At 61.1% G+C, this 12,162-nt stretch carries 9 protein-coding genes; 1 reads left to right on the forward strand and 8 read right to left on the reverse strand.

The genetic code is table 11. From position 1 onward, the window contains the following. Positions 1 to 97: 97 nt before the first annotated feature. From ACGHIZ_RS01030 to ACGHIZ_RS01050, 5 genes are all read right to left on the reverse strand, one after another. On the reverse strand, positions 98 to 1,036 hold the full coding sequence (locus ACGHIZ_RS01030; RefSeq protein WP_390448488.1) for a relaxase/mobilization nuclease domain-containing protein: 939 nt from the start codon (positions 1,034 to 1,036) through the stop codon (positions 98 to 100). Between the two features lie 10 nt (positions 1,037 to 1,046). Beyond that, positions 1,047 to 2,765, reverse strand: a complete 1,719-nt coding sequence (locus tag ACGHIZ_RS01035) for a type IV secretory system conjugative DNA transfer family protein (protein WP_390448491.1) — start codon at positions 2,763 to 2,765, stop codon at positions 1,047 to 1,049. Positions 2,766 to 2,959: 194 nt separating this feature from the next. Continuing rightward, positions 2,960 to 3,271 (reverse strand): plasmid mobilization protein, encoded by a 312-nt coding sequence (locus ACGHIZ_RS01040; RefSeq protein WP_390448493.1) that lies wholly within the window; start codon positions 3,269 to 3,271, stop codon positions 2,960 to 2,962. Positions 3,272 to 3,313: 42 nt separating this feature from the next. After that, positions 3,314 to 4,198 carry a DnaB-like helicase C-terminal domain-containing protein gene (locus ACGHIZ_RS01045; RefSeq protein ID WP_390448496.1) on the reverse strand — a complete coding sequence of 295 codons (885 nt, stop codon included), beginning with the start codon at positions 4,196 to 4,198 and terminating at the stop codon, positions 3,314 to 3,316. Beyond that, positions 4,186 to 4,431 carry a hypothetical protein gene (locus tag ACGHIZ_RS01050; RefSeq protein ID WP_390448499.1) on the reverse strand — a complete coding sequence of 82 codons (246 nt, stop codon included), beginning with the start codon at positions 4,429 to 4,431 and terminating at the stop codon, positions 4,186 to 4,188. The genes ACGHIZ_RS01045 and ACGHIZ_RS01050 overlap by 13 nt, the downstream gene beginning before the upstream one ends. 257 nt (positions 4,432 to 4,688) lie before the next feature. Here ACGHIZ_RS01050 and ACGHIZ_RS01055 point away from each other — a divergent pair, with 257 nt between their 5' ends. Next, complete coding sequence (locus ACGHIZ_RS01055; protein WP_390448502.1) at positions 4,689 to 5,435, forward strand: hypothetical protein; 747 nt, start codon at positions 4,689 to 4,691, stop codon at positions 5,433 to 5,435. A 51-nt stretch (positions 5,436 to 5,486) separates the two neighbouring features. Here the strand turns inward: ACGHIZ_RS01055 and ACGHIZ_RS01060 are convergent, their stop codons facing one another. The 3 genes from ACGHIZ_RS01060 to ACGHIZ_RS01070 form a co-directional block, all read right to left on the reverse strand. Continuing rightward, the gene (locus ACGHIZ_RS01060; RefSeq protein WP_390448504.1) at positions 5,487 to 6,770 is read right to left on the reverse strand and encodes a tyrosine-type recombinase/integrase; all 1,284 of its coding nucleotides are present in this window, start codon (positions 6,768 to 6,770) and stop codon (positions 5,487 to 5,489) included. Between the two features lie 412 nt (positions 6,771 to 7,182). Continuing rightward, positions 7,183 to 9,144, reverse strand: a complete 1,962-nt coding sequence (pknB, locus tag ACGHIZ_RS01065; protein WP_390448507.1) for a Stk1 family PASTA domain-containing Ser/Thr kinase — start codon at positions 9,142 to 9,144, stop codon at positions 7,183 to 7,185. Between the two features lie 132 nt (positions 9,145 to 9,276). Continuing rightward, positions 9,277 to 12,147, reverse strand: coding sequence for an FtsW/RodA/SpoVE family cell cycle protein (locus ACGHIZ_RS01070; RefSeq protein ID WP_390448509.1), 2,871 nt, complete (start codon positions 12,145 to 12,147; stop codon positions 9,277 to 9,279). Positions 12,148 to 12,162 lie beyond the last annotated feature (15 nt).

The raw sequence follows: 12,162 nt of genomic DNA on the forward strand, positions 1-12,162 counted from the left end.
TGCCCGCCTGCGGCGGGACGGCGAACCGCTCCGAGGTCGCTCTCACCGAAGGGCAAAAGAAGGGGCCGGGACGCCTGTTGCGTCCCGGCCCAAATGCTCAGTCGTCTCGGCCGTTCTGGTTCTCCAGCGCCCTGCGCTCAAGCTCCCAGAACGCCCGCATCGCCGTCGCTATCCCGCGCAGCGTGAAGCGGACGGCGATGCCAGTCGAGCGGTCGACGGCAAAGCCGAGCCTTCCGCCGTTGACCTTCCTCATGCCCCCGAGAGACTTCGAGGGGAAGCGGTACTGGAGGCTCCCGCCCTTCGACCTGGCGAGCTCGATGCCGTCCCGCTTGAGCCGCCGCTCAAGCTCGCCCATCCGGTCGGGGCAGTCGCGCATGCGCCCGACCTCCTCGATTCGGCGGGCGACCGCGACGCGGACGCGGGCGTTCTCCGAGCGCTCGGCCTGTCCCTTTCGGGCCATGTCGCGCTCTTCCGTGCCGGGTTGCCTCGCGTGGACGCGCGAGTTGGCCTTGCCGCGCTCAAGCTGCCTGAGGCCGTACCTTTCGTCCAGGGTACGGACGGTCTTCACGCGTGATGCCGCCGCCTTTCGGGCGGGGCCCTCGTCGAGCCTTCGGCCGGTTTCCAGATCACTGCGGTTGATGCCGAGGTGCACGGCGTAGCGGTCGGTGGCGTCCGCGCGGCAGCGCTCGCGGTGCAGCACCATCACGACTTCCTGGTTGGGGTAGCGCTCGGCCACGTACTCCCTCGCATAGCGCATGCACAGCTCCGGCGTCATCTTCCCGCCGTTGAGGTCGCACTCGTCTGGGAGGAACCCGAGTATCTGGTGCTGCATGTAGGTACACTTGGCACCGGCCTTGCCGGGCCTGTCGTGACCCATGGCCGCCCTCGTGTCTGCCATCTCCTGAAACCAGCGGTCATCGTCGATAATGTTCTGCGTGCCGTGGGCGAGCGCCTTGTCGCGGTCCCAGGAGAGGTAATCCCTGAGTCTCGCGAGGTGCTTCTCGCTGCAGACGCTCGTCTGCTTTATCGCCGTCATGGTCGCCTCCCTAGTCGAGCGAGAGCCCGCTGAATTTGCCGCCCGGCTTGCTCCCGTTCTTCTTCTCCGGCTCGGGCCACTTTGGGCACCAGGTCGAGGCCTCCTCGCGCATCTTCCCAGCAGCTGACTCGTCGAGGCGGCGCTGGTAGGCGCGACGGTTCTCCGCCTCGTGCTCGGGGGTCCCGAGGTCGAAGTGCTCCCTTGTGGGCGTGTTGGTGCAGTCGGTGACGGGGGAGCGGAAGACGCCGGCTCGACATGCGGGCATACCGTTGTCCGCGTGCTTCACGACGATGATCCCGTCCCGGTCCGGGGCCATGTCGCGCCACTCCCAGGGGTGTATCACGTCGTCGGCGCTCTCGCTGTAGGACGTCGAGGAGGACGTGCCTGACGCGGCCCTGCCGTTGCTCGTGCCTTGCGTGTGGCGCGTGGTCTTGCCGATGAGCTCGGTGAAGTACCGGCGGTCCTCCTCCTCGGCGAGCTTCATCGCGACCTTGATGCCGCAGTTCGCGAGGATCTTCCTGCGGCCGTCTTTCTCGCCGTACTTGTTGAGCTGGGATACGTCCTGCGTCGCGCCGACCCAGAAACAACCGTAGCTGCGTCCTAGGCTGAGGAGCGCGGGCAGGCACTCGACGCGGGGGAGGTTGCCCCACTCGTCGCCGAGTATCTGCACGGGGCGGGGGAGTTTTCCGCCGTTCACGTCCGCGACCGCCTGGACCGAAGCCCAGAGCTGCGAGAGGAATATCGCCGCTATGCAGTTGTAGGGGGAGCCCTCGTCGAGCACGTGGAGGAAGACGGCACTCTTCTCCGTGAGCACCGTTCGCGGGTCGATGTCGGAGCCAGAGGTCATCCATGTAACCGGCGCGGACGAGAACGGGCGGAGTGCCACCTTGAGCGTCGAGAGGATGCTCCTGAGCTCGTTGCCGCCCGAGGAGACGAACTGCGACGCCCTGCCCTTGGCGGGGTGACCGCTCGGCAGGGAGCGGAAGACGGCCTTCAGAGGCTCGGCCGGGTCGTCGCCCTCGGCCTCGGTGCCACGGTCCAAGACCTCGCAGACGGTCGCGAGGTGCCTCGATCCCTCGGGACACTCGTCAGACATGGAGACCAGCAGGACCAGGGCCGAGAGCAGGCCCCTGGCCGATGCCGTCCAGTGCGAACCCTTGCCCTTCTCGTCATCCTGCACCACGAGCTCCGCGATGGCGTCCGCCGCCTGCTCGGCCTCCTGGTCGCGCCCCTCGGCATGGAGGTCGAGAACCTGCTTGAGCGGGTTGAACCTCTGGCCGCGATAGGGGTGCTGCGTATCGAGCAGGAGGACGCGGTAGCCACGACGGGCAAGCTCATCGCCCGTGAGCTCTATGAGCTCGTTCTTCACGTCTGAGACGACGAGGGTCGCGGGCTCGGAGCCGTTGGAGGCGTCGCCGTAGCTGAGCAGGTCGATTGAGGGGAGGTAGAGGAAGCGTGATTTACCTGACCCAGTGGCCCCTGATACGAAAATCATCTTCTTCGGCTCGTAGAAATAGCAGGGCTTACCGCGATATTTGGTGAAACCGTAGACGAACCCGCGCGACGAGGGGTTCGTCGAGCCGCCCCATGTCATGGACCCCTTCACGACCTCGCGGCCCGTCTTGACGTGGGCGTCGCCGAGCACGCCGCCGTCCTCGGCTCGTGATTTGAGGGCGCTTGAGTAGGCGATGAGGGCGCAGGCGCAGAGTGCAAGGAGGAAGACGAACAAGGCCCCGAGGGGATGGGTGACGAACCCGTCCGAGAGCCACCAGCCGAGGACGGTCTCCGCGTCGAACGTTGTGGGAATTGCCGATGCGTCGAGTCCGTACCCGGCGACGAGCATGTCGATGGGGGCGGCGAGTACGGGGCATGCGAGGATCGCTAGGAAAAGGGATGATAGGAGCGCTGTGAGCATCTTGGTTTTCATGATAGTTCTCGATTCTTGGAGATGAGGTTTGAAAGCTGCGAGGCCGTGCTCGACACCAGTCGGACGGCCTCCGTGAGCTGTCGGGCCGTCTGCGCATCCACGCCATAGGCGTTTGCGGCATGGACGGCCTGGTTGAGGTTTCCGCCCTGTTTCTTCATCTGGTGGAGGATTTGCCGCAAGGTCGCCTCGTCGGCGACCTTGACGGGCTTCTGCCCGATGCGGAGGGCAGCTTCGCGCATGAACGTCGATGGGGCCATGTCAAAAGAGGAGGAGCGCGCCATGATGATGGCACGCTCCTCCTCGGTCATTCGGACGTTGATATGCGCAGTCTTGCTGTTGCCGCGCATGGCCTAGCCCTCCTGGTCATAGAAGGTGGCATGGGGCGCGTCGAAGGTGAGCTTGGCGCTCCCAAGCGTGCCATAGCGTGCCTTAAGGACGCGAACGAGCAGGGGACGAACATCTAGCTCTGAGTTGTACCTCCGCTCCTTCTTGTCCCTGCCGTCGACCTGCAGGAAGAGAGCGTTGTCGGAGCCGTAGTCGATACCCTGCGAGCCAGCGAAGACGTTGAGCTCGGTGTTCGCATCGTTGTACTTATCGCGCGCGACGCTGCTTATCAGGAAAACGGGGACGTCATACGTCCGGGCGATGTTGCCCAGGGCTTGGACGCAAGCGGTGATGACAACGCGTTCTTCCGCGCGAACATTGAAATTGGTTGCTGCAATGAGCTGAAGGTAATCCACAAAAACGGCAGGGCGCTGCCCACGTTCGTGAATGCAATCACCGATGCAACGCCCGAGATCTTCCATGGACGTTTGGCTGTCCATGATGCACGAGTTAGGTGCTACGGTCTCGGCGTAGATGGCGCAGGCGTGCTCAAATGCCTCCCTCTTCTCGGGGATGGTCCCGGTCGCCTCGGAAAGGCTGAAGTCTCCATTGCCGAGGCGCGTGATGCCCTTCTGGGCGATGCGATACGCGGGGAGTTCCGCGGAATAGAAGACGGTGGGCGCGCCTTGGGATGCGAGGTCGTCGGAGATGGTCTTGAGGAGCGTCGTCTTGCCGGCAGCGGGTGCCGCTCCGACTATGGTCAGGATTCCGGGTACGACGCCTCCGATGAGCTTGTCGAGAGAGGGGAGGCTGCGTATATGAGCCATGGGCTTACGCCCGTTCATTTCCTCGATATAGGTCTTGAGCTGATCGGCTTCGACGTTGAATGAGCTGTTGGCTACAGGCTGCACGGATCCGACACCTCCAACTCGTGAAGGTACTCAAAAAAGCTGGACTCGATGACGAAGAGGCGGCTATGAAGCTTGAGGCAGCGACCGCTCTCTTTCATGAGCGATGCGGCGGCAACCTCCCCAAGCCCGGTCAACTCACGAATCTCGGTGACGCCGAGCAGACGCTCGCGTCCCAGAACGACGCGAGGAGAAGCGGGTACGATACCCGCTTTGGGAACAGCGGAATCTACCATGGTAGAATCTCCTTTGGTCTGCTCACTCCTCCCCACCTCAGTTTGGCGACTAGAGGGGAGGGGTGGGCGGCTTTTTGTTTCTATGGCCTTCTTCGGGCACCTCCATTCCGGCATTCGCTTATCTGTGCAATTCGATGATACTGCTTCTGGCAATCGAGGCGCTGAAGATTCAGAAAAGATTCTGAAAAGTTTCGGATAAGCGCTTTTACCTCGAAAAACAGGGTTATACTTGCAATGAAAATCGATTGGAGGATGAAATGGAACGTTCCAGGAAACCGAAAAAACGAAAGTTTGGGACGACCGTCCTTGAACAGACCGATGACAACATCAGCATGTTCAAGGAACAACATCCGCAAGAGTTTAAGACTCCGGGGGAAGTGGTCGACCTTCTCGCGAGTCTCTGTCTCCGCGTCAACAAGGGTGCGGCTGCAGAGCTGAGTGCTTTTTGTGCGCAGCGGGTCAAGTCTATTCAGGATGAGCTTAGTGGATATGGCGATGCTGAGTCCCTGTCGCTCGCTGCCGACGATTTAAATGACAAGCTCTCTTATTACAAGGCTCTTCGTAACCATATGCTGCGATTTGTTCCGCAAGACAGCCTTGTTGATAAGGGGCCGTCAATGAAACGCGTGGACCTGCGAGGTGGCTCGTATCTCGTTGTCCCTGACGATTGGCCTGTGGTCAATGAGCCAAACGCCTCATCATGCGACTATGCTTTCGTCCTTGAAGTGCGGAACGCAAGCGATGCAATTCCGCACTATGTTTATCTTTCCTCAAAGGAAGCCTGTCCTACGGATGAGGTGCTTAACGCAATAGCTGATAAATGGCCGGGGATTCGTGATGTCCAGAGTTCTCAGGTCGAGCCGATCTATGACAAGGACGGCGCGATTCTGAATACCGACGAATGGACGAAGGCACCTATAATCGGCGTCTTCCCCATTCGCGACGCCTCATCGTTTTCCTGGGAGGATAAAGCTCCATATGGAGCGATGGTCTATCGCCATTAGTCCATCTATGTTCAAAGCAAGGGAAGGGCCGGGTATATCTCGGCCCTTCCTTTATGAATTGCTCTCTTGGGAAATGAGCTCGCCGAAGGCATCTGCTGCCTTACGATCGTTTGCCTCGATGGCGTGGGAGTAGATGGAGAGCGTCGTACTTGGAGATGCGTGTCCAAGTCTTGCCTGGACAGTCTTCACGTCTGCGCCTTCTCCGATTAGGAGCGTCGCTTGCGTGTGCCGCAGGGCGTGGGGGACGAGCCCACTGTATCCCGTGCCCCTCACGTGCTCTTTGCCGTTTCGCTGGAATCTTCTGGTGATATTGTTGTAACTCCCAAAGCCGTTATCGACGCAGAAGTCGCGGAACCATCGGTCGAAGTTGTGGCCGTCTACGTTGACGACTGTGGCGTATATGTCATCCTCGATCGTGACGACCTTTATGCCGTTAACGATAGGCGTCTTGTCGTCCTGATCGAGAGTGTATCGGTTGAGCTGCGCCCGCTGTTCCAGCTTCCATTTGCTGAGATAGCAGGCCAGGGAGTCGTTGATTGCTATGGTGCGTCGGCTCATCTTCGATTTTGGCGGTCGGAGAGTCTTGTCATTGGTGAACTGCTTCGACACGCTCAACGTGCGCTGCCCAAGATCGATGTCGCCCCAAGTCAAGCCGAGCATTTCGCCGCGTCGGAGACCACATTGGAGCAAGAGCATGGTGCCCGTTGCCTTGGCCGACAGTGGTTCATCCATGAGGCAAGACAGAAATCGTGAAGCCTCGTCTGCCGTAAGCGGAGTTCTTTCCCTGTAAGTTGGTTTGGGAAGCTTGATTGGCGTGCATGGGTTACGAAGGATGAGCTCGTTGTCTACGGCGTCTTGGAGAATCTGTCGCAGTTTGACATGTGTCCCGTGTAGCTCGGCTTCGGACATTCCCTTTTTGCGGGCGTTTGCGTAGATGTGCCGTATATCGTCAGGGTGGAGGTCAGTAAGTCGAATATGGCCGAACATTTCTTGAATGTGGCTAATATAGTTGCCCTCACGGGCATAGGCGAGCGGTGACTTCTTGAAGCCCTCTTCCCTTAGGCTGTGGAAGTTCTCGGCGTACTTTGCGACGGTGAGGTTTCCGTTGTCACGGACGACACCGGAGTTCAACTCCTCCTTGTATTCTTCCAAGGCTTTGCGGAGCATTGCCTGTTGTGTGCGTCTACTCACACCTTCGCAGTGCAGTGTTCTCTTGGATGAGTAGGCGTATTTGCCAGTCTTGGGGTCCTTGCCGAGGTTGAAGCGGTATTGGAACACCCCCTCTTTAACTTGATATACGCTGCCGTTTCCGACGACTCGTGGTTTGGTGCTCATGGTGGGATTCCTTGGGATTAGGCTAGGGGCAAGCCCTTAAAGGCTTGCCCCTAGCCTAATCCCAAAAATCTACCCAAGCAAGAGTATCTGGGTAGAATTAGGGTAGAAAGTTTTTGAAGCCTATATCTCGCGATTCTTGAAACATGCCGTTTTACATGCGGTTATATGAAGTTGTATAAAATTATAAAACACCAGCTCAAATAGAAATACAAGACCTCCTAAAGCGGGTGTCGACGGTTCGAATCCGCCCGGGGGCACCAGAGATTTGTCGAGCCCGGTACACCGCCACGGTGCCGGGCTCTTCTGGTTCATGCCATGTCAAAAACGAAGCGCCCGCTTGCTGGGGGAGCAAGCGGGCGCCTGTGAGCGAATATGTTTGCGGCGAGAGCCGTAATGAGCGGTTGGGTTGCGACTAGTTGGTCGTACCGGAATCGTCGCCCGTGCTCGTGCCTGAACCCGAACCCGAGCCAGAAAGTGCAACCGTCAGCGTAATCGTGCTGTCGGTGGACTGTTTGCCGGTGGGGGAGACGCCCGTAACGGTGGCGTTTTCATTGCCGCTCACGGGGTTGCCGTTCTGATCGCAGAATGCGATGTTGTAGAACCCGGCGTTGTTGAGCGCGGTGACGGCCGCGGAGATGCTCTTGCCGTACAGGTTGCCCGGAACGCTGGCCTTGCCGGACTTCTTGGCAATGACGACGGTAATCGTGGCGCCAGGCTTCTGCTTGCCGCTGGGGTTCCAGCTAATCACGGTGCCCTCGGTAACCGAATCGTTCTCCTGGTAGCTCACGTCGACGCCAAAGCCTGCCATATCGAGGGCGTTGCGCGCCTGGGCCTCGGTCATGTCGGTCAGATCGGGGACGGAGGTGGTGTCAGGACCGCTGGAGACCTTGTACGAGATGGTCGTGCCCTTCTCGACTTCCTTACCGGCTTCGGTGCCCTGCTCAAAGACCTGGCCCTCATCGGCCTCGTTGGCCTCCTCGGAGGCGTTGCCCTTCAGGCCAACGCTTGCCAGCGCGGCTTCTGCCTGGTCCTTGGTCAGGCCGACCAGCCGGGGAACCTCGACCTTCTCGGAGGGCTTGGGGCCCTTGGAGATTACCAGGTTCACCTTGGTGCCCTTGGCCTTCTTGGTGTTGCCGTTGGGCGTCTGCTCGGCGACCTTGCTCTCGTCGACATCATCGTTGTAGCTTTGGTCGATGGTGCCGACCTCGAGGCCGGCTTCCTTGATCTGCTCGACGGCAGTCTGCTGGTCCTTGCCTAGCACATCGGGCACGGTGACCTGCTCGCCGCCAAAGAGTCCTGTGGCAAAGGCCACCACGATACCGATGACGGCAACGGCTGCCACCACGGCGGCGATGATCTTGTTCTTGTTGGATTTGGGCTTTTCGACCTCGTAGGAGCCGGTGGAGCCCGAAACCGAGCTACGGGCGGTATTCTGGCCGCTCACGCCCGAGACGGGACGCACCATGGCGCGCGTCTGATCGGAAAGCTCGCGAGTCTTGGTGGCGCCCAGCTCACCGGGGGCACCGATGATGCGCGTGGGCTCCGAGATGTTGACGGCACGGCCCGACAGGTAGCTGTTGAGCACCTGACGCAGCTCGTCGGCGGTCTGGAAGCGGTTTGCCGGGTCCTTCTCCATGCACTTGAGGATGATGCGCTCAAGGTCGGCGTCGACACCGGAGTTGATCTGGCTCGGCGGAATAGGCAGCTCGTTGACCTGCTTGAGTGCGACCGAGATAGCGTCGTCACCGTCAAAGGGAACGCGGCCGGTGGCGCACTCATACATCACGACGCCCAGCGAGTAGATATCCGAGGTGGGGCCGAGGTCCTGACCACGGGTCTGCTCGGGGCTGACGTAGTGGGCGGTTCCCAGCACGTTGTTGTCTTGCGTGAGGTGGCTGTTCTTGGCGCGCGCGATGCCAAAGTCCATCACCTTGATGTTGCCGTCGGGCAGCACCATGATGTTCTGCGGCTTAATGTCGCGGTGGATGATCTCGTGCTTGTGAGCGACCGAAAGCGCGGAGCTGATCTGCGAGCCGATCTGGGCGACCTTCTTGGGGTCGAGGGCGCCGTGGCTCTTGATGCCGCTCTTAAGGTCGGTACCGCGCAGGTACTCCATGACGATGTAATAGGTGTCGCCGTCCTTGCCCCAATCGTAGACGCCCACGATATAGGGGGAGGAGAGACCGGCTGCTGCCTGGGCCTCCTGCTTAAAGCGTGCGGCGAAGGTTGCGTCGCCAGCATACTGCGGCAGCATGATCTTGACGGCTACCGTGCGGTCGAGGACCTGGTCCTGTGCACGGTAGACGGTCGCCATGCCGCCTGTCCCCACCTTATCCTTGAGGAGGTATCTTCCCCCGAGGACCCTCTGTTCCATTCCTGCTCCTAACATAACTATTCGCTCAACGATGTGTGTAGTACCTACGATGTGGCCGCTGGGGCCGTGTGGCGCGTTGCCGCTAACTCTTCGGCCGCGGCGCGCCTCGGGTGTCCGATTCGATCATGGGCATCACGCTCCCTGTGCGGCGAGCGCCGCGGTCAGGACGATGCCGGCAATCTTGGCCGCCTTGACGTCGTGTTTGTCGTAATCCTCCAAGGCCACCGAGATGGCGACCGTGGGTGAATCGTAAGGTGCAAAGCCAACGAACATCGAGTTGACGTTGGTGCCGCCGGTCTCGGCCGAGCCGGTCTTGCCGGCGACCTTGACGCCGGGGACCTGGGCATCGGTGCCGGTACCGGACTGGACGACGGCGAGCATGGCCTGCTTGACCTGGTCGGCCGTGGCGGAGCTGACGGCCTGACCCAGCGAGCGGGACTGCGTGGTCTTGACCACAGTTCCGTCCGGGGCGAGTACCTGGGCTACAAAGTACGGGTCCATGACCACGCCACTGTTAGCGATGGCGGCGGCAATCACGGCGTTTTGCATGACGGTGGTCTGCGGGCCGGGCGTGTGGTCCATGCCGACAGGCTGGCCGGCGCCGGCCCAGGCGGTCTCCCACTCGGTCATGAGCGACGGGTCGGCCATGATGGAGGCTGTGGAGGTCAGGTCCTGGCCGAGCTTTTGGCCGTAGCCAAAGGCGTTGGCAAACTGCACGAGCGTGTTTGCGCCAACTTCGTTTGCCACCTGGCCAAAGACGACGTTGGAGGACACGGCAAAGGCCTGCTGCAGGCTGATGGTGCCGTAGCTCTCGTTGGCATAGTTGGTGACCGGCGCGTTGCCGATGTCCATGGAGCTGGGCGCCTGGTAGGTGCTGGTAAGGCTGGCGGTGCCGGTCTCGAGTGCCGCGGAAAGCGTAACGACCTTAAACGTGGAGCCCGGCGTGTACAGCGCGTCCATGGCGCGATTGTACATAGAGCCGTCCTCGCCGCCGCCCGTCTGCAGTAGGGCGTCGATGTTGGTGTTGTCGTAGGTGGGCGAGCTGGCACATGCGAGCACCGCGCCGGTACGCGGGTCGATGACCACTACAGCGCCCTTAAAGCCCTTGAGTGCCTGCTCGGCCGCCGTCTGGATGCGCGAGTCGATGGTGAGCTTGGCGGTGTTGCCCGGCTGGGTCTGGCCCGCGAGCGACGCGATGGCGTTGTTCCAGCTGGAGTAGTCCTTAGAACCGGTGAGCGTGTCGTTCATGACACTCTCGATGGCGGTGGTGCCATACTGCTGGCTCACGTAGCCAACCACGTGCGCTGCCAGGTTGCCGTTGGGGTAGGAGCGTACGTAGGTGCCGTCCTCCTGCTGCAGCGACTCGGCCAGCGTCACGCCGTCGGACGTGATGATGGAACCGCGCTGGATGTACTTGGAGCGGGCGATAGTGTGGTTGTTGGTCGGCATATCCTGATAGTCCTTGGCCTTGATGACCTGGACATAGGTGAGGTTGCCGATAAGGATGGCGAACAGCGCCGTAAAGGCGAGCACCGCACGGGTTAGACGGTTGGCGAGCGCAACGCGGCCGAGCACACCGGATTCAGGCGTGTCGAGCAGGCGACGGCGCATGCGCGAGCCGACGGAATGGCTGCCGCTGCCGTAGGAAGACGAGGTGGCAAAGCGCGTGCCCGTCGGGGCGGCGGCAGATGCGACCTGATCATCGGTGATGGCAGCCATGGTGCCGGTGCCGGTAAGCTCGGCCTCGCGTCCGGTCGCCTCGTCACCGGCGCGCAGCAGGAGCGCGACGATGATAAAGCTCGCCAGCAGCGAGGAACCGCCCTGGCTCATAAAGGGCAGGGTGACGCCGGTCAGCGGGATCAGGCGGGTAACGCCGCCCACGATCAAAAAGGCCTGGAAGCTGATGGCGGCCGTAAGGCCCGTGGCGCTAAAGGCGGCGAGGTCGGATTTAGCGCGGGCAGCCGTGGTGAGGCCACGCACGGCAAAGAGCATAAACAGGATGAGCACGGCGCCGCCGCCCAAAAGGCCCATCTCCTCGCCGATGGCAGAGAAGATAAAGTCGGACTCGACGACAGGGATGTTGTTGGCCATGCCGTTGCCGATGCCAACACCGACCAGACCGCCATCGGCAAGCGAGAAGAGCGACTGGACGATCTGGTAGCCCTGGCCCTGGGCGTCCTTAAACGGATCGACCCAAACTTGGAAGCGCACCTGAACGTGCGACAGGAACTTGTAGGCGCCCACGGCGCCGACGGCCAAGAGCGCAAGGCCGATAACGACATACGAGAATCGACCCGTGGCAACGTAGAGCATCAGCAAGAAGATGGTGTAGAACAGCACGGCCGAACCCAGGTCGCGTTCGAAGACGACAACGAGTAGGCACACGCCCCACACGGCAAACAGCGGCAGCAGCAGTCGCAGGCGAGGGATCTTAAAGCCTAGGATCTTGCGGTTGGAGATGGAGAGCAGCTCGCGGTTCTCGGCCAGGTACCCGGCCAGGAACAGCACGATAAAGACTTTGGCGAACTCGCCGGGCTGGATGGTAAAGCCCGCGATGCGAATCCACAGCTTGGAGCCCGAGATCGTGGTGCCGATAAAGATAGGCAGCATCAGCAGAATGATGCCGATAATGCCAAAGGTGTACTTGTAGCGCATGACTACGTCGAGGTTCTTAACCAACGCGAGCGTTCCCACCATGAGCGCCACCGAGACAAACAGGATGATGAGCTGTGAGATGGCGAGAGCGGGGGCGAGACGCGTCACGAACGTGATGCCGATGCCCGAAAGCACAAAGACAATGGGCAGGATAGCGGGGTCGGCACCGGGCGCCAAGATGCGCACGGCAATGTGGGCCGCGGCAAAGGCGGCAAAGAGGCCGATCGGTACGGCGAGCGTCTCAAAGGAGATGGCAGCGCCCGCGGTGAGGACGTACATCGCATACAGTAGGATGACGGGGAACGCCGAGGCGATGAGCAAGAGCAGCTCGGTGTTGCGGCGACTCATAAGCGGCACTCCCTT

The sequence above is a fragment of the Collinsella sp. i05-0019-G5 genome, assembly GCF_042851345.1.
GTDB lineage: Bacteria > Actinomycetota > Coriobacteriia > Coriobacteriales > Coriobacteriaceae > Collinsella.